The sequence below is a fragment of the Musicola keenii genome, assembly GCF_014855505.1.
GTDB classification, from domain to species: domain Bacteria; phylum Pseudomonadota; class Gammaproteobacteria; order Enterobacterales; family Enterobacteriaceae; genus Musicola; species Musicola paradisiaca.
Map to the genome: position 1 here is coordinate 204,005 of NZ_JAAWVW010000004.1, position 23,983 is coordinate 227,987.

General features: G+C 53.5%; 26 protein-coding genes. 15 read left to right on the forward strand and 11 right to left on the reverse strand.

The features are described 5' to 3' along the window. Positions 1-218: 218 nt before the first annotated feature. A complete protein-coding gene (locus HEP82_RS06075; RefSeq protein ID WP_192457256.1) occupies positions 219-932 on the forward strand; it encodes an aspartate/glutamate racemase family protein in 714 nt (237 codons plus the stop codon). A gap of 307 nt (positions 933-1,239) precedes the next feature. Here HEP82_RS06075 and ypfM read toward each other — a convergent pair whose 3' ends face one another. Beyond that, positions 1,240-1,299 (reverse strand): protein YpfM, encoded by a 60-nt coding sequence (ypfM, locus tag HEP82_RS20200; RefSeq protein ID WP_146214195.1) that lies wholly within the window; start codon positions 1,297-1,299, stop codon positions 1,240-1,242. A 227-nt stretch (positions 1,300-1,526) separates the two neighbouring features. Here ypfM and HEP82_RS06085 point away from each other — a divergent pair, with 227 nt between their 5' ends. From HEP82_RS06085 to HEP82_RS06100, 4 genes are read left to right on the forward strand one after another with little or no spacing between them, the layout of a single operon-like run. Further along, positions 1,527-1,889: an ArsC family reductase gene (locus HEP82_RS06085; protein ID WP_192457257.1), complete on the forward strand. Its 363-nt coding sequence runs from the start codon at positions 1,527-1,529 to the stop codon at positions 1,887-1,889. 1 nt (position 1,890) lies between these two features. After that, positions 1,891-3,018, forward strand: a complete 1,128-nt coding sequence (gene dapE, locus HEP82_RS06090; RefSeq protein WP_192457258.1) for a succinyl-diaminopimelate desuccinylase — start codon at positions 1,891-1,893, stop codon at positions 3,016-3,018. Continuing rightward, positions 3,015-3,695, forward strand: coding sequence for a M15 family metallopeptidase (locus HEP82_RS06095; protein WP_192457259.1), 681 nt, complete (start codon positions 3,015-3,017; stop codon positions 3,693-3,695). The genes dapE and HEP82_RS06095 overlap by 4 nt, the downstream gene beginning before the upstream one ends. Next, the gene (locus HEP82_RS06100) at positions 3,692-3,880 is read left to right on the forward strand and encodes a YpfN family protein (RefSeq protein WP_192457260.1); all 189 of its coding nucleotides are present in this window, start codon (positions 3,692-3,694) and stop codon (positions 3,878-3,880) included. The genes HEP82_RS06095 and HEP82_RS06100 overlap by 4 nt, the downstream gene beginning before the upstream one ends. Positions 3,881-4,038: 158 nt before the next feature. Here the strand turns inward: HEP82_RS06100 and ypfH are convergent, their stop codons facing one another. The 6 genes from ypfH to dapA all read right to left on the reverse strand — a co-directional run bounded on the left by ypfH (position 4,039) and on the right by dapA (position 10,440). Then, complete coding sequence (gene ypfH / locus HEP82_RS06105) at positions 4,039-4,725, reverse strand: esterase (RefSeq protein ID WP_192457261.1); 687 nt, start codon at positions 4,723-4,725, stop codon at positions 4,039-4,041. Positions 4,726-5,032: 307 nt separating this feature from the next. Continuing rightward, complete coding sequence (locus HEP82_RS06110) at positions 5,033-7,060, reverse strand: tRNA(Met) cytidine acetyltransferase TmcA (RefSeq protein ID WP_192457262.1); 2,028 nt, start codon at positions 7,058-7,060, stop codon at positions 5,033-5,035. 20 nt (positions 7,061-7,080) lie between these two features. Next, complete coding sequence (locus tag HEP82_RS06115; RefSeq protein WP_192457263.1) at positions 7,081-7,533, reverse strand: DUF441 domain-containing protein; 453 nt, start codon at positions 7,531-7,533, stop codon at positions 7,081-7,083. A gap of 149 nt (positions 7,534-7,682) precedes the next feature. Continuing rightward, entirely contained in the window at positions 7,683-8,396 is a 714-nt protein-coding gene (purC, locus tag HEP82_RS06120; protein WP_192457264.1) for a phosphoribosylaminoimidazolesuccinocarboxamide synthase, read from the reverse strand. Between the two features lie 108 nt (positions 8,397-8,504). After that, complete coding sequence (gene bamC, locus HEP82_RS06125) at positions 8,505-9,545, reverse strand: outer membrane protein assembly factor BamC (RefSeq protein WP_192457265.1); 1,041 nt, start codon at positions 9,543-9,545, stop codon at positions 8,505-8,507. A 16-nt stretch (positions 9,546-9,561) separates the two neighbouring features. Beyond that, positions 9,562-10,440, reverse strand: a complete 879-nt coding sequence (gene dapA / locus HEP82_RS06130) for a 4-hydroxy-tetrahydrodipicolinate synthase (RefSeq protein ID WP_012764694.1) — start codon at positions 10,438-10,440, stop codon at positions 9,562-9,564. A gap of 147 nt (positions 10,441-10,587) precedes the next feature. Between dapA and HEP82_RS06135 the strand changes: the two genes are divergently transcribed. The 4 genes from HEP82_RS06135 (at position 10,588) to arsC (ending at position 13,661) form a co-directional block, all read left to right on the forward strand. Further along, positions 10,588-11,157 (forward strand): glycine cleavage system transcriptional repressor, encoded by a 570-nt coding sequence (locus tag HEP82_RS06135; protein WP_192457266.1) that lies wholly within the window; start codon positions 10,588-10,590, stop codon positions 11,155-11,157. Positions 11,158-11,159: 2 nt separating this feature from the next. After that, positions 11,160-11,627, forward strand: a complete 468-nt coding sequence (gene bcp / locus HEP82_RS06140) for a thioredoxin-dependent thiol peroxidase (RefSeq protein WP_192457267.1) — start codon at positions 11,160-11,162, stop codon at positions 11,625-11,627. 195 nt (positions 11,628-11,822) lie between these two features. After that, on the forward strand, positions 11,823-13,289 hold the full coding sequence (bepA, locus tag HEP82_RS06145; protein ID WP_012764691.1) for a beta-barrel assembly-enhancing protease: 1,467 nt from the start codon (positions 11,823-11,825) through the stop codon (positions 13,287-13,289). Positions 13,290-13,304: 15 nt separating this feature from the next. Then, positions 13,305-13,661, forward strand: coding sequence for an arsenate reductase (glutaredoxin) (gene arsC, locus HEP82_RS06150; RefSeq protein ID WP_192457268.1), 357 nt, complete (start codon positions 13,305-13,307; stop codon positions 13,659-13,661). 27 nt (positions 13,662-13,688) lie between these two features. Here the strand turns inward: arsC and hda are convergent, their stop codons facing one another. The 3 genes from hda to upp all read right to left on the reverse strand — a co-directional run bounded on the left by hda (position 13,689) and on the right by upp (position 16,699). Then, positions 13,689-14,396 carry a DnaA inactivator Hda gene (gene hda, locus HEP82_RS06155; protein WP_192457269.1) on the reverse strand — a complete coding sequence of 236 codons (708 nt, stop codon included), beginning with the start codon at positions 14,394-14,396 and terminating at the stop codon, positions 13,689-13,691. 111 nt (positions 14,397-14,507) lie between these two features. Further along, positions 14,508-15,797 (reverse strand): uracil permease, encoded by a 1,290-nt coding sequence (gene uraA / locus HEP82_RS06160; RefSeq protein ID WP_192457270.1) that lies wholly within the window; start codon positions 15,795-15,797, stop codon positions 14,508-14,510. Between the two features lie 275 nt (positions 15,798-16,072). Beyond that, the gene (upp, locus tag HEP82_RS06165) at positions 16,073-16,699 is read right to left on the reverse strand and encodes a uracil phosphoribosyltransferase (RefSeq protein ID WP_012764687.1); all 627 of its coding nucleotides are present in this window, start codon (positions 16,697-16,699) and stop codon (positions 16,073-16,075) included. 231 nt (positions 16,700-16,930) lie between these two features. On the opposite strand from upp, the gene purM reads away from it, so the two are divergent. Both purM and purN read left to right on the forward strand, forming a co-directional pair. After that, complete coding sequence (gene purM / locus HEP82_RS06170; RefSeq protein WP_192457271.1) at positions 16,931-17,968, forward strand: phosphoribosylformylglycinamidine cyclo-ligase; 1,038 nt, start codon at positions 16,931-16,933, stop codon at positions 17,966-17,968. Beyond that, a complete protein-coding gene (purN, locus tag HEP82_RS06175; protein WP_192457272.1) occupies positions 17,968-18,606 on the forward strand; it encodes a phosphoribosylglycinamide formyltransferase in 639 nt (212 codons plus the stop codon). The genes purM and purN overlap by 1 nt, the downstream gene beginning before the upstream one ends. Before the next feature lie 48 nt (positions 18,607-18,654). Here the strand turns inward: purN and HEP82_RS06180 are convergent, their stop codons facing one another. Beyond that, on the reverse strand, positions 18,655-18,855 hold the full coding sequence (locus HEP82_RS06180; protein ID WP_192457273.1) for a hypothetical protein: 201 nt from the start codon (positions 18,853-18,855) through the stop codon (positions 18,655-18,657). Between the two features lie 88 nt (positions 18,856-18,943). Between HEP82_RS06180 and galS the strand changes: the two genes are divergently transcribed. The 4 genes from galS (at position 18,944) to mglC (ending at position 23,966) form a co-directional block, all read left to right on the forward strand. Next, a complete protein-coding gene (gene galS, locus HEP82_RS06185) occupies positions 18,944-19,984 on the forward strand; it encodes an HTH-type transcriptional regulator GalS (RefSeq protein WP_192457274.1) in 1,041 nt (346 codons plus the stop codon). 314 nt (positions 19,985-20,298) lie between these two features. Then, positions 20,299-21,294 (forward strand): galactose/glucose ABC transporter substrate-binding protein MglB, encoded by a 996-nt coding sequence (gene mglB / locus HEP82_RS06190; RefSeq protein WP_192457275.1) that lies wholly within the window; start codon positions 20,299-20,301, stop codon positions 21,292-21,294. Between the two features lie 121 nt (positions 21,295-21,415). Continuing rightward, positions 21,416-22,936, forward strand: a complete 1,521-nt coding sequence (gene mglA / locus HEP82_RS06195) for a galactose/methyl galactoside ABC transporter ATP-binding protein MglA (protein ID WP_192457276.1) — start codon at positions 21,416-21,418, stop codon at positions 22,934-22,936. Between the two features lie 19 nt (positions 22,937-22,955). Beyond that, on the forward strand, positions 22,956-23,966 hold the full coding sequence (mglC, locus tag HEP82_RS06200; RefSeq protein ID WP_192457277.1) for a galactose/methyl galactoside ABC transporter permease MglC: 1,011 nt from the start codon (positions 22,956-22,958) through the stop codon (positions 23,964-23,966). The last annotated feature ends 17 nt before the right edge of the window (positions 23,967-23,983 follow it).

A 23,983-nucleotide genomic window follows, 5' to 3' on the forward strand; every position in this document is an offset into this window, starting at 1 on the left:
CTTTACATGAAATGAACGACACAAAATCTGTGTCTGAGACAGTACAGCAATTGGCGAGCCATTTGTCCAGCCGAACATCACCAAAAAGTGAGAAAACCCGATAAAAAAGTGAACGGAAGCCATTAATCCGACATATTCGGGAACGATACTTGGATCATCTGGTATGTTAGCCGCCTGTATAACGATATTTTCGATTGATATAGATAGGTGAAGGAAGAATGCAAAAAACGTTGGGATTGCTTGGAGGAATGAGCTGGGAATCGACACTCATCTATTATCGGTTGATCAATCAGCATATCAAGGAAGCTCTGGGCGGGCTCCACTCTGCACGGCTGGTATTACACAGCGCGGATTTCCACGACATAGAGCGTATGCAATCTGCCGGTGATTGGGACGCAGCAGCGGAATACCTGGCACAAGCAGCACTCGGACTGAAACTCGCAGGAGCGGAAGCACTGGTCATTTGTACTAACACCATGCACAAAGTAGCCGAAACTGTCGAACAGCGTAGTGGTCTTCCTTTGATTCATATCGCGGATGCCGCCGCTCACAGTATTAAACAACAGAATCTCTCTTCTATCGCACTGCTTGGTACCCGCTATACGATGGAGCAAGACTTTTACCGCTGTCGATTAGAGGAGAAATTTGCACTCCGGGTACTCACACCCGATAGCCATGCGCGCAATGAAATTAATCGCATCATCTTTGACGAACTGTGTCTTGGTCACTTTCTTGAGATCTCTCGACAAACACTGTGTCAAATAGTCGCCGAACTACAGCAACAAGGTGCGGAAGGCATCATTTTGGGGTGTACAGAACTCCCATTGCTTCTGCGAGCTGAAGACATCGCCCTCCCCTTGCTGGATACCACGCATTTGCATGCTCTGGCTGCAGCACGGTTCGCGCTCGGCACGAGCAATATCCATAATTAATATATGGAAATAAAAATAATAACCTCTTTTATTTGCTCAGATATCCTCATTTAACGCCACTCTGCCAGTATGCGCTGGCAGAAACGGCGTCGGTTTTTTCATGACAAAGATCACAATAACAAAAACAAAATTAAAGCATTTCCCGAATATGACTTCTCGTCTTAAGGAAAAATTAATTTTTATAATCAGCCTATTAAACAAATAAAAAAGCAGTAACCCACGGGATTACTGCTTTGGTTATGGTAAATCAGGTTCCTGGTAACTAATGACAACAGACAGAATTGTACTAGTCTAAAAACATCAACAATTACTTACGCAGCATCGCATCGATGAAGCTTTTCCAGTTGTTGAGTTCGATTTCGATCATGATGACTCCTTACGGCTTATTTGGATCGTGAGGCTATTATACGCTTCTTTTTTGACCATAAAAATTGTTTTGGGGCACATTATTGTGCTCTTCTTCGCATTTCTGAAAAACGACACATCCGATAAACCAATGATTTATTAAGACTATTTTAATATTCCGCCGTATCCCCCGTTCTGTTGTATGCTTTTCTATTCTTTAACAGATGAAAAACAACAGGTTTAAGAATAATGGCCATCACGATGTACGGCATCAAGAACTGCGACACGATCAAAAAAGCTCGCCGCTATCTGGAAAACAACCATATTGACTACCTCTTTCATGACTACCGAACCGACGGTCTAGACGACCAGCTACTGCAATCGCTGATAGCACTAGCTGGTTGGCAAGCCCTGCTGAACACCCGAGGAACGACCTGGCGTAAGCTGGATGAGGCCGTTCGCCTCACAATCGACAATGAATCTGCGGCAAAGGCTGTTATGCTGGAACACCCTTCACTGATTAAACGCCCCTTGCTCGTCACCCATGACCAGCAAACACTGCTCGGCTTCAGCGAAGAGCGTTATCAGCACTTTTTGACGGAGAATAAATAACGTGTCTTGCCCGGTAATCGAACTGGCCCAACAGCTTATCCAACGACCATCCCTCAGCCCGGACGATGCCGGTTGCCAAGAACTGATGATCGAACGCCTGCATAACATCGGTTTTACTATTGAAAGAATGGATTTTGGCGATACACGTAATTTTTGGGCATGGCGTGGCAACGGAAAAACGCTGGCCTTTGCCGGACATACCGATGTCGTTCCAACTGGCGATGCTGGGCAATGGAAATTTCCGCCCTTTGAGCCAACATACCATGAAGGCATGCTATACGGCCGTGGCGCAGCAGATATGAAAGGTTCACTGGCTGCCATGATTGTTGCTGCAGAACGTTTTGTCGCCACTCATCCCCATCACCAGGGGCGATTAGCGTTCCTGATTACCTCGGATGAAGAAGCCAAAGCGACGTATGGTACAGTCAAAGTGGTTGAAGCCCTCATGGCCCGCCAGGAACGACTGGATTATTGTCTGGTTGGCGAACCCTCCAGTACCGAGCGCCTCGGAGACGTCGTCAAAAACGGCCGACGCGGCTCTATCACCGCTAACCTGCGCATTCATGGCATTCAAGGACATGTTGCCTATCCTCATCTGGCAGATAATCCGGTACACCGGGCGATGCCGGCGCTGAACGAGTTGGTTTCGACCCTCTGGGATGAGGGAAATGAGTTTTTCCCCCCCACCAGCATGCAGATAGCCAACATACAAGCTGGCACGGGAAGTAATAACGTCATCCCTGGCGAGCTTTATGTGCAGTTCAACTTTCGATTCAGCACCGAACTAACGGATGAAACCATAAAACAACGAGTACAGGCGCTACTCGATCGCCATCAGCTTGATTACACACTGGAGTGGTGGTTGTCAGGGCATCCGTTTTTGACGGCACGAGGAGAATTGGTAGATGCCGTCGTCAGCGCAGTGGAACATCACAGCCAGATGCCCCCACAACTGCTGACTAACGGCGGCACATCGGATGGCAGGTTTATCGCTCGCATGGGGGCACAAGTGGTGGAGCTCGGGCCGGTAAACGCCACTATCCATAAAGTGAATGAGTGCGTCAGCGCAGATGATTTATCGCGACTAAGCAACATGTATCAACACATCATGGAGCAACTCATCGCATGATAGCCATAGCCTGCCTGACGGGAAAAAGCGACCGCCATCTGGCAACGTTGGCCGGTTCTCACCGCCTCCAGCCAGAAGCCGTCCACGCCTTCCTGGCTCTACAGCAGGCGGCCCGACAGGCGGGCTTTAACCTGCAACCTGCCAGCACTTTTCGGGATTTTGAACGTCAGCGCCTGATCTGGAACGGCAAATTCAACGGCCAGCGCCCTCTGCTTGATCAGAGCAGCAAACCGATTGATGCCCTGACGCTTACTGAAGGTGAACGTTGCGAAGCGATATTACGTTGGTCGGCATTGCCAGGAGCCAGTCGTCATCACTGGGGGAGCGATCTGGACATCTACGATCCTGACCACCTGCCGGAAGGACAACCGCTCCAATTAGAGCCTTGGGAATACGAACCCGGTGGATATTTTGCTGCGTTGAACATCTGGCTGACGGACAATATGGCCGAGTTCGGCTTTTATCGCCCATTTGCGCAGGAGCATGGTGGAGTAGCCGTCGAGCCCTGGCATATCAGTTATGCCCCCCTGGCGTCCGCAGCCGCTCAATTACTGACTCCGGATGTACTTCTGCAGGCCTGGCACGGTGAAGAGATCGCCGGAAAAAACTGGTTAAAAGCGCACCTTTCCGCATGGTTCGAACGATTTATTGCTTCTGTTGATAAGGAGCCACAATGAGCTGGCTGGCTGACTATTGGTGGATCGTATTGCTGATCCTGTTGGGGATGTTGATTAACGGCATCAAGGCCTTGTACCGTCTCGACCATAAACGTTTTCTGCATAATAAACCGCCGCTGCCCCCGCATCGGGATAACAATGCCGAGTGGGATAAAGAAGACGACTGGCCGCAAAAGAAACCCTAATCGACACAACAATATCGACTCCACGCATACCCCCTCCCAAGGAAGTCGTTCACCTCTGATAATAAAAACGTGGAGCGGGGTTGTTACTTCCCCGCTCCACGTTCCTTCTGCGATGTTTCTCATTACTGCTCGGCTTTCTCTGGTGTTGGCATAAAACCTTAACGAAAAGCGACCAGTTCGCCCCGAGTACCAAGCACAGCCTCATCCCAAAAGCGTTTGGGAATATAATGATGCAAACGATCCAGTGCGTAATCCATCATACGGTCGTCAATCACGTGCCCCAAATCGGGTACCAGATCTAGAGTGAAGTCAGAACCTTGCGCGCGTAAACTCATGGCTGCCTGTTGGGCATGTTCCGCCGCAATGACCGGATCATTTTCGCCATGAACCAGATGCACCACAACATCGTACATAGGCTGCTCCGGCAACGCAGCGAACCGACCGCTAAACGCCACCACCCTTCCCGCCAGACTTTTCTCCGTCTTTAAGGCCTCCAGAATCATGATGGAGCCCTGGGAAAATCCAATCAGCGCAGTGTGCGTATAATCGATGCCGGATTTATCCTGCCAGTAACGCACCGTTTCAATAAAACGTGGCATGATGGCCTTGATCCGATGAATACGGTTTTCTTCCGTCACCCCCTGAACCGAAAACCATTGGCGCCCTTCCCCCATGGCAAAACGCTCTGGACCGCCAACGCTGACAACCAGCGCCATGGGAAATGCATGCGCGAAATAACGCCCTATCTGCCCCATCGATACCGGGTTATCTCCTACACCGTGATACAGCAAAAAAAGTTGTTTGGGCGAGGGTGGATTCTGCACCACGAAGTAATCATGTCTCATGTCACGTCTCCCGCTGGCTTTCGCCAGAAACCGTCATAAAAGTGTGAATTTCGCCACTATACGCCTCTCATTGACCGGTAAATATTGAGGTTTATTGAACAAGTCATTCCATTATCCTGTATCAGGATCAGTGTAGATAAAGGTTAAAAATTAACCGTCAGAAAACCGCTTGAGGTTAAAAAAATGTGATCAACACCACTTGAGGGAAAAACAAAAGAAGCAGTGACATTTGGAACATCACATCACCCGCATATCAGGCACACCATTCGTATGGGTATACACAACACATATTTGCAAGCGCAGTCGCTCAATCGGCTAAAACCACCCAATCACGCCAACGCTGATACAAGCCTGCGTCAAGTCGCTGCAAGGCCTCCGCACATTCGCTTCGCCACAGGTGAACCAACGCTTTGCGGCCGGATATTTGAAGATACGTCGCCATCTCCCCGACCGACCACTGTCGTTCAAGCCATAAACGCAGCGATTCTAGGGGTAACGGAGAATGTCTAAGCAAACGAACCAACGCCCCCCGACAGGCCTCCGGCGTGCGATACGCCAGCGCAAAACCAGCCAGATTCATCCAATCCTGCGAAGTTAAGGAATCATCATCCATCGACGGCAGCGTAAGCGGCAACAGTTGCGCGTCATACCACTCGCCCCCATCACGACACAACTGCCGGTACGCATCCTGAGCCAGCCGATGCCCTTCCTCGCTAAGCGGCAAAATCACCATAACGCTGTAGCACCCACTGCTGGCCTCAACATGAGTGCCGATACGCGCCAGTTGAAAACCACAACGCTGCCAGAATTGCCAGAGATCGGGCTGAAAACCAAAGCTGACTGAAAGAAAATCGATCCCCAGCTGTCGGGCCTGTCGTACCTGGGCCGCGACCAACGCCTGCCCAATGCCCTGACACCGGTGCGCAGCCAACACCGCAATTCGGGTGATCCTGCGCGAACGCAGCACCGGCGCTCGCCACTGATTACCGTGTGCCGCCAATGACTGTGCCACCAGATTTCCACGCGGACGCCGCCGTCCGGCCCAAACTTCCCGCGCCAGAGACTCGGATAACCCGCCTTCATCCACCAGCCAAACCACCCCGACAATCCCCTGACGTCCACGCACGCTGGTGATATGCATCCCAGGCGCATCCAGCAACCGGCGCAAATCCAGCGGCGATGTGCGGTAATGGGCGCTGCAAAGCAAACCATAACATTCGGCCAAACGTGTGGGTTCAAATTGCCAACGGTCACGAGATTCATCGCTATCGACGAAAGGGGCATCGACCTGTGCGACAACCGACTGCTCTGCATCAAACATCATGATGCGATCCAGCACCCGCTCGATAGGATCATCAACCGCCCAGCGCAAAGGCTCCGTCAGTGACATCTCCCGCCATGCAGGCAAGGAGGCGCAAAATTTCAGCAGGAAACCACGCCCGGTTCCTTCATATCCCAGCACGGTCGTCGTCATAACCACATGGCGGAAAAATGGCAGCAGTGCCGCTAGCTGCGGAGTCGGAATCGCGGCGGCCTCATCAATCAGCAGCCATTCTGCCGTTACCGAACCAGGTTGCCGACAATAGTCCAGTAATGCATCCGGCGCCCAGAAACGAACCTGCTCTCCGGCTTGTTGCAGCAAGATATCTGATGCGGATCGCGATGGTGCCGTTACCCAGCATTCAGACTGACATCGGCGTGCCAGCATACCAGCCAGCGTTGATTTTCCCCGCCCACGAGGAGCCGTAATAACGGTAATGGCCGGTTTTTCAGCCAGCAGACGTTGCAAAAGCGCACGCTGTTCTGCCGAAGGCGTGCCATTGGCTGGCGTCCAGTCCGGTCGGTTGACGGGGGGGGAAATCACTGAATTCGTATGCTGACGCCACAGAACTACCTCCGGATCAGCCAGTAGACATTGTTGCATATGTTGGATAAAACGGGGGGTGGCGATAGGGGCAGGTTGTTCACTCCAGCGCAGACTATCGGCGTCGGGGACAAACGCCCAGTCATCCCAGGAAGGGGCCAGTAGAATCAACCAACTTCCTGCACGTAACGTACCGGCCAGCATGACCAACGATTCCACATCGAGACCATCCCGGGCATCGAAGACCGCATGCAGATACTCATGTCCCAATAAGCCGCGAACCTGACGCGCCGCCAACGAGGGATAATCTACCGCCGGTGCTGTCGGCCCAACCCACAACCAATCGCCCGCCAGCAAACCACGCAGAAATATCGCCTCCTGCAAACACCAGTTTTGTTCGCCGCTCAGCACTAACAGCCGTCGGATACCACTACGCTGTTGCTGCTGTTGACTGACAACAAAAGCTTCCACCCTATTTACGCCCCGCAGGTTTACCCTTTGCCAATCAATAGGGACAGCAGCCCGGCGGCGATCAGCGGCCCCACCGGTACACCACGCAGCAACGCGACACCCATCACGGTTCCGACCAACAACCCGGCGACCACCGACGGCTGATTACTCATCAGTGACACGCCCCGCCCCCCCAACCAGGACACCGCGATACCGATGATGACGGCCAGCAACGATTTCCAGTTCAGAAACGCTTGAACCACTTCCGAAGCGGCAATTTTCCCGCTGGCAATCGGCGCCAGTACGCCGATAGTCAACACCAATATCCCAAACGACAGGCCGTACTTTTCCACCCAGGGAAAAAAATGATTAAGGGGAGTAAAACGAACCACCAGCAGGAACAAAACCGCCAGCGTAATCGTCATGTTATGGCTGACGATACCCAATACTGCGAGCACCAGCAAAATAAGCAGGGGCGAATCAAGAAAGGCCATGAAAAATCCTTGCCGGGATAACAGATCACAAACAGGCGGGCAATAATAGCACTGATTATTGGCTACAGCGGCGCGGCTCGATCAAGATTTTTCACAGCGATATAGCGGGCGATATGATGTCGCCCGCGACAACGTAAACGATTGCGCTGTTAGTCCAGTTTTACCCCTAGACGGCAAGCCACTTCCTCATAGGCTTCAATCAGACCACCCAGACTCTGACGGAAACGGTCTTTATCCATTTTATCCAGCGTTTCCTTATCCCACAGACGACTGCCATCGGGGGAAAATTCGTCGCCCAGCACCACTTCGCCCTTAAACAGACCGAACTCCAGCTTGAAGTCCACCAGGATCAGACCAGCATCATCGAACAGCTTGCTGAGTACATCATTCGCCTTGTAGGTCAGTTCCTTCATACGAGCCAGGTTTTCTTCACTTACCCAACCGAATGTTTTGCAGTACGAATCATTAACCATCGGGTCATGCATGGCGTCGTTTTTCAGGAATAAATCAAACAACGGCGGATTGAGAATTTCACCTTCCTTAATGCCCAGACGTTTCACCAACGAACCTGCAGCGCGGTTACGCACCACACATTCAACCGGCACCATATCCAGTTTTTTCACCAGCACTTCGTTGTCAGACAACAGTTGCACCATCTGGGTCGGGATACCCGCATCCGCCAGTTTGGTCATGATGAAATGGTTGAACTTGTTGTTCACCATCCCTTTGCGATCGAACTGTTCAATGCGAGCGCCGTCCCCTGCTGACGTATCATTGCGGAACTCCAACACCAGCAGATCAGGATCTTCCGTGGTGTAGACCGTTTTCGCTTTTCCGCGATACAACTCAGCTAGCTTTTGCATCTTTAATACTCCACACAAGTAAGGGCCACGGCACACGGCCCGGTGATTTAACTCGTCGATAAGTTAACGAAGAAGGGTCGGCTAACCGACCCTTGCATTACTTGCCGCTTACGATTTGGTTAGCGCGGCCTGGAACACCGAAACCAGCGCATCATTCTGCGACTGGGTCAGCGTATGCCCCTTGGCGTCGATAAACTGTAGCGTACTGCGGTTGCCTAAATCGCCGACCTGCAATTTGTAGTCGCCCTTCGGCAATTGCGGATCTTTGGCGCCCAGCGCATCCCAAGTCGAATTGCCCGGCGCTTTATAGGTGATGGTTATGGAACCCTGCGGACGGCTACGATCGCCCACTTGCATGCCGATACTTTCCAGCGCTTTCGGCAGACGATCCCAGACCTGATTATACGGGCCGCGCACCACCAACAACGGCAAGCCGGAATCATCCGCTCCGCTCTGAACGTTCAGCTGTTGGCTATTACGGCCAGCCAGCGCGTTATCACTCTCGTTCAGGCGTTTATCCAGCGCATCAGATAGTGTGTTGAGCATCTGGGCGGTATAACGTTGAATCTCGGTTCCGTCTGTCACCGGACGGGTATTTTGCTGCAGTTCCAGTTGTTTTACCGTTAACGCCAACTGATACCCTTGCGCTTTCAGGCTTATCTGATAACGCGCCTGGTAAGCCACGTCTTCGTCTTCACGCTTCCAGGAGATCCAGTCGGTGGTCAAGGTCTGGTTGGCATCCTGACGGCTGGCGATAGCGTAATTTCTGGATTGCAACACTTGTACAATCTGCGGCCAGAGATGGCTGTTACGTGCGCTGTTTTCCAGCAACAGCGTTGCCGTATTGCCGACAGTCTGTCCACGAGAACCGTTCAACAATGCCAGCGGCTGTGCCGGCGGCCGAATATCCAATGCCTTGCCTAAAGCGCCATTCGGAGTGGTCGCTGGAATATCGTAATCACTATTCTGCAGCGGCAGGATCAGACCCGATGGCACATTCAACGACCGATGCTCCGGCGTGCTCAAATAAGACTCATCGCCGTTGACTTGGCGCTTATAACGTTGATCGCTGGAACAGGCGGCCAGCATCATGATCAGGGAAACCCCAACCACCTTCGCCACCCGCGACTTTTGCAATGAAGAACTCATCAACTCTCCCTAACGGTTACAGCAAACCCGCCTGCTTCAGGGCCTGCTCAACCACGGTACGGCCAGATTCCGTCAACGGGGTCATCGGCAGGCGAAGCGTATCGGTCGCCATCAATCCCAACGCCTTGCACGCCCATTTCACTGGGATGGGGTTGGGTTCAACAAACAGTTTCTGATGCAACGGCATCAGACGCTGGTTCAGGCGGCGAGCTTCGGCAAAATTCCCCTGCGCAGCCAGTTCGCACATCGCCGCCATTTCACGGGCCGCGATGTTGGCTGTTACGGAAATCACCCCTTTGCCGCCCAATTGCATGAAGTCCAGCCCGCTGGCGTCATCGCCGCTCAACAAAATGAAATCTTCACGAACCAGTTCTTGGATCTGACTGACGCGGCTTAAGTTCCCTGTGGCTTCCTTAATGGCGACAATATTTTTGACTTCCGACAGACGGGCGACGGTTTCAGGCAGCATATCGCAACCGGTACGCGCCGGGACGTTGTACAGAATTTGCGGTAAATCGGTATGTTCGGCGATAGCTTTGAAGTGCAGATACAAGCCTTCCTGAGTCGGCTTGTTGTAATAAGGCGTCACCGTCAGGCAACCGGCTACGCCGGTATCGTTGAAACGTTGGGTGAGTGAAATGGCTTCCGCAGTTGAATTGGCGCCGGTTCCGGCGATAACGGGAATACGGCCATCGCTCAATTCCAGCGTCATCATCACCACTTCGCCGTGCTCATCATGGCCCAACGTGGCAGATTCACCGGTGGTACCCACCGACACAATCGCTGCAGTCCCGCTAGCGACATGATAATCAATCAGTTTTTTCAGGCTTGCACGATCAACGGCACCTTTGTCGTCCATCGGCGTAACCAGAGCAACAATACTACCCGTAAACATTGGCCATCCCCTCCACAAACAAGTGCCTCATGGTACTTTTGAGTTCTATGCAAAAGCAAGCTTGCAACCTCGGTTGTAAGCGCTTGGCAGGTGGTTTTTTTTGTGTTTACCATGTTACTCCCAACATTCTGTACAGGAAGCACAATTTTGCCGAGCCCGGAAGAACACTATCTGGTCATCACCGCCTTGGGAACCGACCGCACAGGTATCGTTAATACGATTACCCGCCACGTCAGCAGTTGTGGCTGCAACATCGAAGATAGTCGACTTGCAATGCTGGGCAAGGAATTCACCTTCATCATGCTGCTTTCCGGCAGTTGGAACGCTATCACGCTGATTGAGTCCACCCTGCCGCTTAAAGGCGCGGAACTGGATCTGTTGATCGTGATGAAACGTACCGAATCGCAGGCCCGCCCGCCGATGCCCGCCACCGTTTGGGTAAAAGTAGAGGTCGCGGATTCCCCTCACATCATTGAACGCTTTACCGATCTGTTTGACTCTCACCAGATGAATATTGCCGAGCTGGTTTCCAAAACCCAGCCCGCCGAGGGTACCGCGCTGCCGCAGTTATATATTCAGATCACCGCGCACAGCCCGGCTACGCCGGACGGTTTAATTATTGAGCCGGCTTTTCATCAGCTATGTACAGAACTGAACGCGCAAGGCAGTATTAGCGTGGTTAACTATCCACAGCACGAAGACAAAGATGGAGAGTAGTGATGAACACACTGAAAGCCGGTGATATCGCACCGAAATTTAGCTTGCCTGACCAGGATGGTGAACAAGTTAATTTGACCGACTTCCAGGGACAACGGGTACTGGTGTATTTCTACCCCAAAGCGATGACGCCGGGTTGTACCGTGCAGGCTTGCGGACTGCGCGACAACATGGATGATCTGAAAAAGCACGGCGTGGAAGTCCTGGGCATCAGCACAGATAAACCGGAAAAGCTGTCCCGCTTCACTGAGAAGGAACTACTGAACTTCACACTGCTATCCGACGAGGATCATCAGGTGGCGGAACAATTTGGGGTATGGGGCGAGAAAAGCTTCATGGGTAAGACTTATGACGGCATCCATCGCATCAGTTTCCTGATTGACGCTAACGGCGCTATTGAAAATGTCTTCGACGATTTCAAAACCAGCAATCACCACGATATCGTGCTGGACTATCTGAAGGGCGTCTGACCGCCCGGCAACCGCCCTCTTAGGTCTCGTTTTCTCTGCCGGCGTCCGCCTCCCTGGCGCCGGCAATCCTCGTGGCTTCCGGCCCGATTTTCTATTTTTTAACCCTGCTTTTTCCCGCAGCGTGTTTCATTGTGTGCCCACGCTGGCTAAGATGATGCTCATTTCTCTCTGGCTGTTCAGAAGGTTGTACCCGTTATGTCTCATCGGCTCTCTAAAACGGTCATCTCCATTCTGGTGGGAATGCTGCTGGCCGGAAACCTTGCCGCCACCGCCGCACAAGCGCAGGACAATGGCCTGCCGGACATCGGCACTACGGCCGGCGGCACGCTCAGCATCGGTCAGGAAATGGTTATGGGTGATTTCTATGTACGCCAGTTGCGATCCGGGGCACCGCTGATTAATGACCCCCTGCTGTTGCAGTACGTCAATCGCCTGGGTGGGCGGCTGGTCAAATCCGCAGATTCCGTGCGCACACCGTTCCACTTTTTCCTGGTCAACAATGATGAAATCAACGCCTTTGCTTTTTTCGGCGGCAATGTCGTACTGCATTCCGGGTTGTTCCGTTACGTTGAAAACGAAAGCGAGCTGGCATCGGTGCTGGCGCACGAAATCTCTCACGTCACTCAGCGCCATCTGGCGCGAGCTATGGAAGCGCAGAAAAGCAGCGCTCCGCTGACCTGGGCCGGTGCGCTGGGGTCGTTACTGCTGGCTATGGCTAATCCCCAAGCCGGGATAGCTGCGCTGAGCGGCACCCTTGCCGGCGCCCAGCAAGGCATCATCAGTTTTACCCAATCGAACGAACAGGAAGCGGATCGCATCGGGATCCAGGTATTGCAGCGTGCCGGTTTCGATCCGCAGGCAATGCCCAATTTTCTGCAACGACTGGCGGATCTCACCCGCTACGCCACCAAACCGCCGGAAATGTTGCTGACGCACCCCTTGCCGGAAAGTCGGCTGGCGGATGCGCGCAACCGTGCCAACCAGATGAAATCGTCCCCGGTACAGTCATCGCCGGATTTCTATTTCGCCCGCATTCGCGCCATGGGAATGTACAGCACGTCTGACAGCCCCTATACCGCGACCTTGCTGGACAACTGGGCTAAAGGCAACGTGCGTGAACAGCAGGCGGCTCAGTACGGCCGCGCGATTCGTGCCTATCAGAACAAAAAATATGACGATGCGCGAACCACGCTTCAGCCGCTGCTGGATAAATCCCCGGATAACCCCTGGTTTCTCGATCTGATGACCGATATCGATCTCGGTCAACAGCGTGCCGCCCAGGCGATCGCCCGCCTGCAGAAAGTGCCGGACGCGCAAGACAGCCCGGTGTTGCAAATCAACCTGGCCAACGCCTATGTGGAAGGACAGCACTCGGCAGACGCCGTAAAACTACTGCGCAAATATACCTACGCCCATCCGGATGACCCGAACGGCTGGGATCTGTTGGCCCAGGCTTCCGCCGCTCAGGGCTCACGCGGTGAAGAACTGGCGGCCAGAGCGGAAAGTCTGGCGCTCGGCGGCAAGCTGGATCAAGCCATCCGCCTGCTGAGCAACGCCAGTTCCCAAAGCAAGCTCGGCAGTATGGATCAAGCGCGCTACGACGCCCGCATCGACCAGTTGCGAGCGCTGCAACAACGCTTCCGTCCTTATGAAAAATCCTGACGCAAGGCAGACCACATGAACAAGCACATCGTCATTTACCACAACCCACGCTGCACCAAAAGCCGGGAAACGCTGGCGCTGCTGAAGCAGCGGGACATCGAGCCCGAGATCATTCTGTATCTGGAAACACCGCCGGACGCGGCGACGCTGGCCGGGCTTATCAAACAGCTAGGGTTTCGCAGCGCGCGCGATTTGATGCGCCAGAAAGAAGATCTGTACCGCGAGCTTAAGTTGGCCGATAACGCGCTAACCGAAACGCAGTTGATCGATGCCATGGTGCAACACCCCAAACTGATCGAACGACCGATCGTCGTTGTCGGCCAACAGGCGCGTATCGGTCGCCCACCGGAAAGCGTGCTGGAAATCCTGTAACGGTGCAGTGCGTTGCAGTAAAAATCCTTATAGACCAAGGATCTCTTTGACGAAGGGAATCGTCAGCTTGCGCTGAGCGGTGATGGAAGCATGGTCGAGCTGATCCAGCGTCGTAAACAGCGTGCGCATCTCCCTGTCGAGGCGTTTGAGCAGAAAGCGGCTTACATCTTCTGGCAGTTCAAACCCTCGCAACCGGGCACGTAATTGCAGCGCTTCGCCTTTTTCCTCATCAGATAACGGCTGCAGACGGTAAATCTGCCCCCAGTCCAGACGCGAGGCCAAATCAGCCAGATGCAGATTAAGCTGGCGTGGTGGTCGGTCGCCGGTGATCAACAGCCGGGTCCGCCCGCTCTCCTGAATTCGGTTATACAGATTGAACATGGACAGTTCCCACTGTTCGTCGCCGGCTATCGACTCGATATTATCGATGCACACCAATGCCAGCTGCTCCATGCCATCCAACACTTCCGGCACAAAATAGGCGCGCTTATCCAGCGGAACGTACCCTACCGCTTCACCAGTACGCGAGCATTCAGCACAAGCGGCATGGAGCAGATGGCTACGGCCGCCGCCCTGACGAGACCAAAAATAGAGATAACTGCCATGCGTCTGATTTAACGCATGATGGATGGCTGCCAGCAAAGACGTGTTTTCACCCGGATAGAAACTGTCGAACGTTTCGTCATCCGGTAGATAGAGTGGCAATGAAAGCTGTGCCGGCGTATTCAGAAGCACCTCAAACCAAACAGGCAGGAAAACTGCGTCAGTCTACCACAGAACGCATCGCCGGTTGAACCCGGCGACCGTACCGTCCGCCGCGCAATGCAGTGGACGGTATCCGCAATGTCAGCGTACTGCACCGTCATTATCCGGCGGGTCAATCACCTCTTCTTCTTTACGGAACAGGCTGATAATGCGAAACAACAGGCTGAGGAACACACCGACGACCGTCGCCAGCGCCATACCTTTCAGTTCAACCACACCTAAGTGAATCTTAGCGCCGCTGACGCCGATAATCAGAATCACCGATGTCAGGATCAGGTTCTGCGCCTTGTTGTAATCCACTTTGGATTCAATCAGAACGCGGATACCAGAAGCACCGATAACGCCGTACAACAGCAAAGACACACCGCCCATCACCGGCACCGGCACTGCCTGAATCGCCGCCGCCAGCTTACCGACGCAGGACAGCAAAATGGCGATAAGGGCCGCGCCGCCGATCACCCAGGTACTGTAAACCTTGGTGATCGCCAGTACGCCGATGTTTTCGCCGTAGGTGGTATTCGGCGTGGAGCCGAAGAAACCGGAAAGGATGGTGGAAATACCGTTGGCAAACAGCGAACGGTGCAGGCCAGGGTCACGCACCAGATCCTTTTTCACAATATTGGCAGTTACCACCAGATGACCAATGTGTTCGGCAATCACCACCAACGCGGCGGGCAGAATGGTCAACATAGCAACCCACTCAAAACGCGGCGTATAAAAGGTCGGCAGTGCAAACCAATGCGCCTGGGCGATCGGCGTCAGATCCACCATACCCATGAAAAACGCGAAAGCGTAACCCACCAGCACACCGATCAAAATCGGGATAATCGCCAGAAAACCGCGAAACAATACCGAGCCCAGCACCGTCACCGCTAGCGTCACCAGCGACACCGTGACGGTTTTGGTATCCATTTCAACGCCGGCAGCCGGCGTCAGGCCGGCCATATTGGCCGCCACCCCAGCCAGTTCCAGCCCGATAACCGCTACAATCGCGCCCATCGCCGCCGGCGGAAAGATCACATTCAGCCAACCGGTTCCCGCCTTATGCACCACCAGTGCCACCAGACAGAACACCAGGCCGCACATGATAAATCCGCCTAACGCCACTTCGTATCCTTGCGGCAACAGCAATAACACCGGGGAGATAAACGCGAAGCTCGAGCCCAGATATGCCGGAATCTTGCCTTTGCAGATGAACAAATAAAGCAGGGTACCGATACCATTGAACAGCAATACTGTAGCCGGGTTCACCTTGAACAGAATCGGCACCAGCACGGTAGCGCCGAACATGGCGAACAAGTGTTGAAAGCTCAGCGGGACGGTCTGCAACAGCGGCAACCGTTCATGTACCCCGATGGCGCGACGAGTCATCTCATTTTCCTCTGTAAGTTTACTGTCTGTGAAATACCGGCGTTCCCGGCAGAAAACCGCGCCGGCCTCGCCGACGCGAAAAAAACCTTCGTCCTTGACCAGACGCCGCCCCGAACGCCAGACAGCCGACCGCCGGAGCAACCACGCCCAATAGACGTCGTTTCCCTGCATTACGATATTGTCTGTACGACTGGACTACGCCGCCGCTGTTCCCGACGGCCGTCGGAGGGAAATCCATTCCAAAAAAAAGCCGACGCTAAGGTCGGCTTAATGGCTTACTTGGTACCAAAGAGCTTATCGCCGGCATCACCCAGACCCGGCATGATGTAACCGTGTTCATTAAGCCCTTTGTCGATGGCTGCGGTATAAAGCTCCACATCCGGATGCGCTTTCTCCAGCGCGGCGATCCCTTCAGGAGCCGCGACCAACACCAGAATCTTGATGCTGCGGCACCCGGCTTTCTTTAACAGATCGATAGTCGCGATCATCGAACCGCCGGTCGCCAACATCGGATCCACCACCAGCGCCATGCGCTCATCAATATTGGAGGCCAGCTTCTGAAAATAGGGAACCGGCTCCAGTGTGGTTTCGTCGCGATACATCCCGACAACACTGATGCGCGCGCTGGGTACGTTCTCCAGCACGCCTTCCATCATACCCAGCCCGGCACGCAGGATCGGCACGACGGTAATTTTTTTGCCTTTGATTTGATCGACTTCTACCGGCCCGCACCAGCCTTCAATCGTCACTTTCTCAGTCGCCAGATCGGCAGTGGCTTCATAAGTCAACAAACTACCCACTTCAGACGCCAGCTCACGAAAACGCTTGGTGCTGATATCATGCTCACGCATCAGGCCCAGTTTATGTTTGACGAGCGGGTGTTTCACCTCGACGATCTTCATCACTTTTCTCCCCTTCGGCATAGGACGGCCAAAAAAATCGCCGGATTATACCGCTTTTTCGTCTTGCGGCTATATGATTGACGCTGATCCAGATCAAGCTATTACAGAAATTCTCCGTTGCCGGCAAAACGCGCAGGCCACGAATACATCACTCGCAAACGTTTGCTTACGCTGATAGAATGTGCGCGCTCGATTTTTTCAACCAATCGTAACCTCCGTGGGGACTCCGCAGTGACCGATAAAACCTCTCTCAGCTATAAAGACGCAGGCGTGGATATTGATGCAGGCAATGCATTGGTAGACCGTATTAAAGGTGTGGTGAAACAGACCCGCCGCCCCGAAGTCATGGGGGGGTTGGGCGGTTTCGGTGCCCTGTGCGCCTTACCGCAGAAATACCGTGAACCGGTACTGGTTTCCGGTACGGACGGTGTCGGCACCAAGCTGCGTCTGGCGATGGATCTACAGCGTCACGATACGATTGGCATCGATCTGGTGGCCATGTGCGTCAACGATCTGGTGGTGCAAGGCGCCGAGCCGCTGTTCTTCCTGGATTACTACGCCACCGGCAAGCTGGATGTGGATACCGCAAGCCGCGTCATCACCGGCATCGCTGAAGGTTGTAAACAGTCCGGCTGCGCGCTGGTCGGCGGCGAAACGGCTGAAATGCCCGGCATGTACCACGGCGAGGATTATGACGTCGCGGGGTTCTGCGTCGGTGTGGTCGAGAAATCGGAAATCATCGACGGCAGTCAAGTGCAGGAAGGCGACGCACTGATCGCGCTGGCCTCCAGCGGCCCACACTCCAATGGTTACTCGTTGGTCCGCAAAATCCTTGAGGTTAGCGGCACCAACCCGGAGCAAACACAATTAGACGGCAAACCACTGGCCGACCACCTGCTGGCTCCGACGAAGATCTACGTCAAATCGATACTGTCTTTGATTGAGAATGTCGATGTGCACGCCATTTCGCACCTGACCGGCGGCGGTTTCTGGGAAAACATTCCGCGCGTACTGCCGCAAGGCATGCAGGCCACTATCGATGAAGCCAGTTGGCAATGGCCGTCGGTATTCCAGTGGTTGCAGCAGGCTGGCAACGTCAGCCGCCACGAAATGTACCGCACGTTTAACTGCGGCGTCGGCATGATCATCGCGCTGCCTGCCGCACAAGCGGAAACCGCCATTGCACATCTCAATCAGAACGGCGAGAGCGCGTGGAAAATCGGTGTGATTAGCTGCACCGACAACGGAGAGACAGTGGTCATCCGGTAATGAAAAATATCGTAGTGTTGATATCAGGTCAGGGAAGCAATCTGCAGGCGTTGCTCGACGCCTGTCAGGATGGCAGGCTCAAAGGGCGTATTGCGGCGGTATTAAGCAACAACCCTGATGCTTACGGCTTGGTTCGGGCGCAAGAAGCAGGGATTCCGGCCCAAGCATTGCTGCCGTCCAACTTCGCCAACCGTGCCGATTTTGACGCTGCGCTGGCGGAAGAAATCGCTCGCCATCACCCTGATGTGGTGGTGCTGGCAGGTTACATGCGTATCCTCAGCGAGGCGTTTGTCCGCCGGTTTTCTGGCAAAATGCTCAACATCCATCCATCCCTGTTGCCGAAATATCCGGGTCTGCATACTCACCGCAAAGCGCTGGAAAACGGCGATAACGAGCACGGCACCTCCGTCCATTTCGTTACCGAAGAGCTGGATGGCGGCCCAGTCATACTGCAAGCCAGGGTGCCTATCTTCCCGGAAGACAGCGAGCAGGATGTACAGGAACGAGTGCAAGCGCAGGAACACAGCATTTACCCGTTGGTGGTGAGCTGGTACCTGAATAGCCGGCTGGCTTTACGTGATAACCGCGCTTGGCTGGACGGTGTTGCGCTTCCCGCCGCCGGTTATGCCGCCGAATAACCGCCAACGTTTACCGCTACCGCCTTAGCCAACCACTAGCGGGAAAATTCAGAACGCCATCCCCTGATTTTCCCGCCCATTTCCGAAACTCAACCGGACAGCCGTTGCACTCGCAACCTGTAATTTCGCTTCGTCATCGTTTTTCTTTGTGATGCCCACGCTGCATGCCGTCGCCATCTGGATAATGACCTTCATCACAAAGGTTACAAAATTGTATGTAAGCGCTTTCAATGCTGTGACGAGACTCACGCAGCAATGCCCTGCCCCCTGACAGAATGGCGTCACCCCCCTCTTCGGGGTGCGGTCAGGACAACCTTTACCTCTGTGGTGAGTATTGATGATAACCATCCGTGATGTCGCGCGTCAGGCAGGCGTATCCATCGCCACCGTGTCCCGCGTGCTTAATAACAGCAACTCAGTGACACCGCAAACGCGCGATCTGGTTCTTCAAACCGTGGAGCGGTTAGGCTATCGGCCAAACGCCAACGCACAAGCACTGGCAACGCAGATCAGTGACACGATCGGCGTGGTGGTGATGGACGTGTCCGATCCGTTTTTCGGCGCCATGGTGAAAGCGGTTGATACCATTGCTCAGCGGTTACAAAAACACGTACTTATCAATAACTCCTACCACCAGGAAGAGAAGGAACGACACGCAATCGAAGTGTTGATCCGCCAACGCTGTAACGCGCTGATCGTCCATGCCAAGGCGCTATCGGACGATGAGCTGAGCATGTTTATGGATCAAGTGCCGGGCATGGTGTTGATCAACCGTAACCTGGCAGGTTATGGCCATCGCTGCGTCTGTCTGGACAACATCAGCGGCGCCATGATGGCGACTCGCATGTTGCTGCAACAGGGGCATAGGCGCATCGGCTATCTTCGCTCCAGCCATCCGATCGAAGACGTCATACTGCGACAGACCGGCTGGAAACAGGCCATGATGGAACAAGGTATGACCCCGGCGGATGAGTGGATTGCAAACGGAGAGCCCGACCTGCAAGGCGGAGAGGCGGCGATGGTGGAATTGCTGGGCCGTAACCAGCAGCTCAGCGCCGTATTTGCCTACAATGACAGTATGGCGGCAGGCGCGCTGACGGCGTTGAAAGATAACGGAATTGAAGTACCGACACAGTTCTCCGTCATTGGGTTCGATGACATTCCCATTTCACGCTATACCGATCCGCGGCTGACCACCATCCGCTACCCAATTGTCTCCATGGCGAAAATCGCGACAGAACTGGCGCTGAAAGGTGCTGCCGGGCAACTCGATCCATTGGCCCGCCATTGCTTTATGCCGACATTGGTTCGACGCCACTCGGTAGCGGCCTGCCAAAATGTGGGGCCAGTCACTGATTCAGCAACATCCATGATGTAACCGCTTTCAATCTGTGAGTAAATTCACAGTTAATTAACATTGCAATCCCTATGATGGGCACATCCTGCGGAGCAGATTTCGGGGAATGCGGTACCGGACAGTTCTGCGAAAACGTTCACACTAACCGTCAGGGAAGCGTTACTGAACAGGGAATCAGGTTTTATCTTAGGCAATGCCTGAAAACCGGTCGGCTTAAGCGCAACGTTTTCATCTTAGTGCGTTCTGGCCGATGCTTACTTAACCGATAGTCAACCCATTCCGGTGCTGACGGAACGGCGCGACAAAAAACTACCCTGCATAAACCCGGAGATATCATGAATAAGAAGGTGTTAACTCTCGCAACGCTGGTCGCCAGCATGATGTTCGGTTCAATGGCCCATGCTGCGGATACCCGTATCGGCGTTACCATCTACAAATACGACGATAATTTCATGTCGATGGTGCGTAAAGATATTGAAAAAGAAGCCAAAGCCTTAGGTGGCGTCGAACTGCTGATGAATGACTCGCAGAACGACCAGTCCAAACAAAACGATCAGGTCGATGTCTTGCTGGCCAAAGGCGTGAAAGCACTGGCTATCAACCTGGTTGACCCGGCTGCCGCGGCCATTGTGGTACAGAAGGCGAAAGCGGCCGATGTACCGGTGGTGTTCTTCAACAAAGAACCGAACGCAAAAGTGCTGGCCAGCTATGACAAAGCCTACTATGTCGGTACTGATTCCAAAGAATCCGGCATTATTCAGGGTCAGTTGATCGCCAAACACTGGAAAGCCAACCCATCTTGGGATCTGAACAAAGACGGCGTTATCCAGTACGCTCTGCTTAAAGGCGAACCGGGCCATCCGGATGCCGAAGCCCGTACCAAATACGTGGTGGATACCCTGACCAAAGACGGTATCAAAGTCCAGCAGTTGCAGATGGATACCGCCATGTGGGATACCGCTATGGCGAAAGACAAGGTTGACGCCTGGATGTCTGGCCCTAACGCCGACAAGATTGAAGTGTTGATTGCCAACAACGACGCCATGGCAATGGGTGCTGTCGAAGCACTGAAAGCGCATAACAAGAGCAGCATTCCGGTATTCGGCGTTGACGCGCTGCCGGAAGCCCTGTCGCTGGTCAAATCCGGCGCACTGGCTGGTACCGTGCTGAATGACGCCGACAACCAAGCCAAAGCCACTATCGATCTGGCGAAAAACCTGGCGCTGGGCAAACCGGCCGCTGAAGGCACCAACTTCAAAATTGAAAATAAAGTAGTGCGCGTACCTTACGTGCCGGTTGATAAAGACAACCTGGCGCAATTCACGAAGTAATCTCGTCGGGGCGCGGCAACCGCTGCGCCCGTCACTGTTTGAACGACCGGTTTTTTCAGCCAGACAGTCATGTTCGGTCTGGCAACGTTTCAGCCAGGTAATTATTTCGACCAGGTAAAATATGACCAGTGATACTCTAACCACTCAGCGCGAATTCCTGCTGGAGATGACCAATATCAGTAAGTCGTTTCCCGGTGTAAAGGCATTGGATAATGTCAACCTGAAGGTGCGCCCCCACTCGATCCATGCCCTGATGGGAGAAAACGGCGCAGGTAAATCGACGCTACTGAAATGTCTGTTCGGCATTTATCAGAAAGATACAGGCAGCATTCAATTCCAGGGGCAGGAAATCGATTTCAAAAGCGCGAAAGAAGCGCTGGAGAACGGCGTATCCATGGTGCATCAGGAATTGAACCTGGTTTTGCAACGCTCAGTCATGGATAACATGTGGCTCGGCCGTTATCCCAAAAAAGGGTTGTTCGTCGATCAGGAAAAAATGTATCGCGACACCAAAGCCATTTTCGATGAACTGGATATCGATATCGATCCGCGCGACAAAGTGGCTTCGCTGTCCGTGTCGCAGATGCAGATGATCGAGATCGCCAAAGCATTCTCCTACAATGCCAAAATCGTCATCATGGACGAGCCCACCTCGTCACTGACGGAAAAAGAGGTGAACCATCTGTTCACTATCATCCGTAAGCTGAAAGACCGGGGCTGCGGCATTGTCTATATCTCCCACAAAATGGAAGAGATCTTCCAGTTGTGCGATGAAATTACCGTCCTGCGTGATGGTCAGTGGGTCGCGACGCAGCCGCTCGAAGGCCTGAATATGGACCAGATCATCGCCATGATGGTGGGCCGCTCGCTGACCCAGCGCTTCCCGGAGAAAACCAACACCCCCGGTGACGTGATGCTGGAAGTGCGCGGTTTGACCTCAATGCGTCAACCGTCTATCCGCGATGTGTCGTTTGATCTGCGCCAGGGCGAGATTTTGGGGATTGCCGGTCTGGTCGGCGCCAAACGTACCGACATCGTCGAAACCCTGTTCGGTATCCGCGAAAAACTCAGCGGCACCATCACGCTGCGCGGCAAGCAAGTCAACAACCATTCCGCCAATGAGGCCATCAACAACGGTTTCGCATTGGTGACGGAAGAACGGCGTTCCACCGGGATTTATGCCTATCTGGATGTCGGCTTTAATTCGCTGATTTCCAACATCAACAAATATAAAAACAGCATTGGGCTGTTGGATAACTCCCGCATGAAAAGCGACGTGCAGTGGGTTATCGATTCCATGCGGGTAAAAACTCCAGGCCACCATACGCCTATCGGTTCACTCTCCGGCGGCAACCAACAAAAAGTCATCATCGGGCGTTGGCTGCTGACCCAACCGGAGATCCTGATGCTCGACGAACCGACCCGCGGCATTGACGTGGGTGCGAAATTCGAGATTTATCAGCTGATTTCCGAACTGGCTCGTAAGGGCAAAGGCATCATCATCATCTCTTCCGAAATGCCGGAACTGCTTGGCATTACCGATCGAATACTGGTGATGAGCAACGGCCTGGTGTCAGGCATTGTCGAAACCAAGAACACCACGCAGAACGAAATTCTCCGTTTAGCGTCGTTACACCTTTAATGATGCAAGGGCTGTTACCATGAAAGCTACAACTAAAAAAAGTGCGCTCACCTGGCTGAAAGACAGCGGCATTTATGCTGTGCTGCTGGTATTGCTGGTGATTATTATTATCCAGGATCCCACCTTCCTTAGTCTCACTAACCTGAGTAACATCCTGACGCAGTCTTCGGTGCGTGTGATTATCGCACTCGGCGTAGCCGGGCTTATCGTCACGCAAGGCACCGACCTGTCGGCGGGGCGCCAGGTCGGTCTCGCTGCGGTAGTTGCCGCCACGCTGTTACAAGCGATGGATAACACCAACAAGGTGTTCCCACACTTGGAAACCATGCCGATCCCGCTGGTTATTCTGATCGTTTGTGCTATCGGTGCAGTGATTGGTTTGGTCAACGGTCTTATCATCGCCTACCTGAAAGTGACGCCGTTCATCACCACATTGGGTACGATGATCATCGTTTACGGTATCAACTCACTGTATTACGACATCGTGGGCGCTTCCCCGATCGCCGGCTTTGACGACCGTTTCTCCACCTTCACACAGGGCTTTGTACGCTTCGGCGATTTCAAACTGTCCTACATCACGTTCTATGCAGCGATTGCATCACTGTTCGTGTGGATTTTGTGGAATAAAACCCGTTTTGGTAAAAACATCTTCGCTATCGGCGGTAATCCGGAAGCCGCCAAAGTGTCTGGTGTGAACGTGTCGCTGAACCTGATTTGGGTATACATGCTGTCCGGCGTGTTCTATGCCTTCGGCGGTATGCTGGAAGCAGGCCGTATCGGTAGCGCCACCAACAACCTGGGCTTTATGTACGAACTTGACGCCATCGCCGCGTGCGTGGTCGGTGGCGTGTCTTTTGCAGGTGGTGTGGGTACGGTTGCCGGTGTCGTAACTGGGGTTATCATCTTCACCCTCATCAACTACGGTCTGACTTACATCGGCGTCAGCCCTTACTGGCAGTACATTATCAAAGGCGGCATCATCATTTTCGCCGTTGCCCTGGATTCCCTGAAGTACGCCCGTAAAAAATAACGCCCTACCCGGCTTAT

What these genes read in the sequence shown, in the direction of transcription:
- mglA (WP_192457276.1), top strand. Translation starts at nt 21,416, where the DNA reads ATGACCAGTGATACTCTAACCACTCAGCGCGAATTCCTGCTGGAGATG.
- uraA (WP_192457270.1), bottom strand. Translation starts at nt 15,797, where the DNA reads ATGACTCGTCGCGCCATCGGGGTACATGAACGGTTGCCGCTGTTGCAG.
- purN (WP_192457272.1), top strand. Translation starts at nt 17,968, where the DNA reads ATGAAAAATATCGTAGTGTTGATATCAGGTCAGGGAAGCAATCTGCAG.
- HEP82_RS06115 (WP_192457263.1), bottom strand. Translation starts at nt 7,533, where the DNA reads ATGGCCTTTCTTGATTCGCCCCTGCTTATTTTGCTGGTGCTCGCAGTA.
- HEP82_RS06085 (WP_192457257.1), top strand. Translation starts at nt 1,527, where the DNA reads ATGGCCATCACGATGTACGGCATCAAGAACTGCGACACGATCAAAAAA.
- mglB (WP_192457275.1), top strand. Translation starts at nt 20,299, where the DNA reads ATGAATAAGAAGGTGTTAACTCTCGCAACGCTGGTCGCCAGCATGATG.
- bepA (WP_012764691.1), top strand. Translation starts at nt 11,823, where the DNA reads ATGTCTCATCGGCTCTCTAAAACGGTCATCTCCATTCTGGTGGGAATG.
- HEP82_RS06075 (WP_192457256.1), top strand. Translation starts at nt 219, where the DNA reads ATGCAAAAAACGTTGGGATTGCTTGGAGGAATGAGCTGGGAATCGACA.
- dapA (WP_012764694.1), bottom strand. Translation starts at nt 10,440, where the DNA reads ATGTTTACGGGTAGTATTGTTGCTCTGGTTACGCCGATGGACGACAAA.
- bamC (WP_192457265.1), bottom strand. Translation starts at nt 9,545, where the DNA reads ATGAGTTCTTCATTGCAAAAGTCGCGGGTGGCGAAGGTGGTTGGGGTT.
- upp (WP_012764687.1), bottom strand. Translation starts at nt 16,699, where the DNA reads ATGAAGATCGTCGAGGTGAAACACCCGCTCGTCAAACATAAACTGGGC.
- mglC (WP_192457277.1), top strand. Translation starts at nt 22,956, where the DNA reads ATGAAAGCTACAACTAAAAAAAGTGCGCTCACCTGGCTGAAAGACAGC.
- HEP82_RS06095 (WP_192457259.1), top strand. Translation starts at nt 3,015, where the DNA reads ATGATAGCCATAGCCTGCCTGACGGGAAAAAGCGACCGCCATCTGGCA.
- ypfH (WP_192457261.1), bottom strand. Translation starts at nt 4,725, where the DNA reads ATGAGACATGATTACTTCGTGGTGCAGAATCCACCCTCGCCCAAACAA.
- HEP82_RS06100 (WP_192457260.1), top strand. Translation starts at nt 3,692, where the DNA reads ATGAGCTGGCTGGCTGACTATTGGTGGATCGTATTGCTGATCCTGTTG.
- galS (WP_192457274.1), top strand. Translation starts at nt 18,944, where the DNA reads ATGATAACCATCCGTGATGTCGCGCGTCAGGCAGGCGTATCCATCGCC.
- purC (WP_192457264.1), bottom strand. Translation starts at nt 8,396, where the DNA reads ATGCAAAAGCTAGCTGAGTTGTATCGCGGAAAAGCGAAAACGGTCTAC.
- arsC (WP_192457268.1), top strand. Translation starts at nt 13,305, where the DNA reads ATGAACAAGCACATCGTCATTTACCACAACCCACGCTGCACCAAAAGC.
- bcp (WP_192457267.1), top strand. Translation starts at nt 11,160, where the DNA reads ATGAACACACTGAAAGCCGGTGATATCGCACCGAAATTTAGCTTGCCT.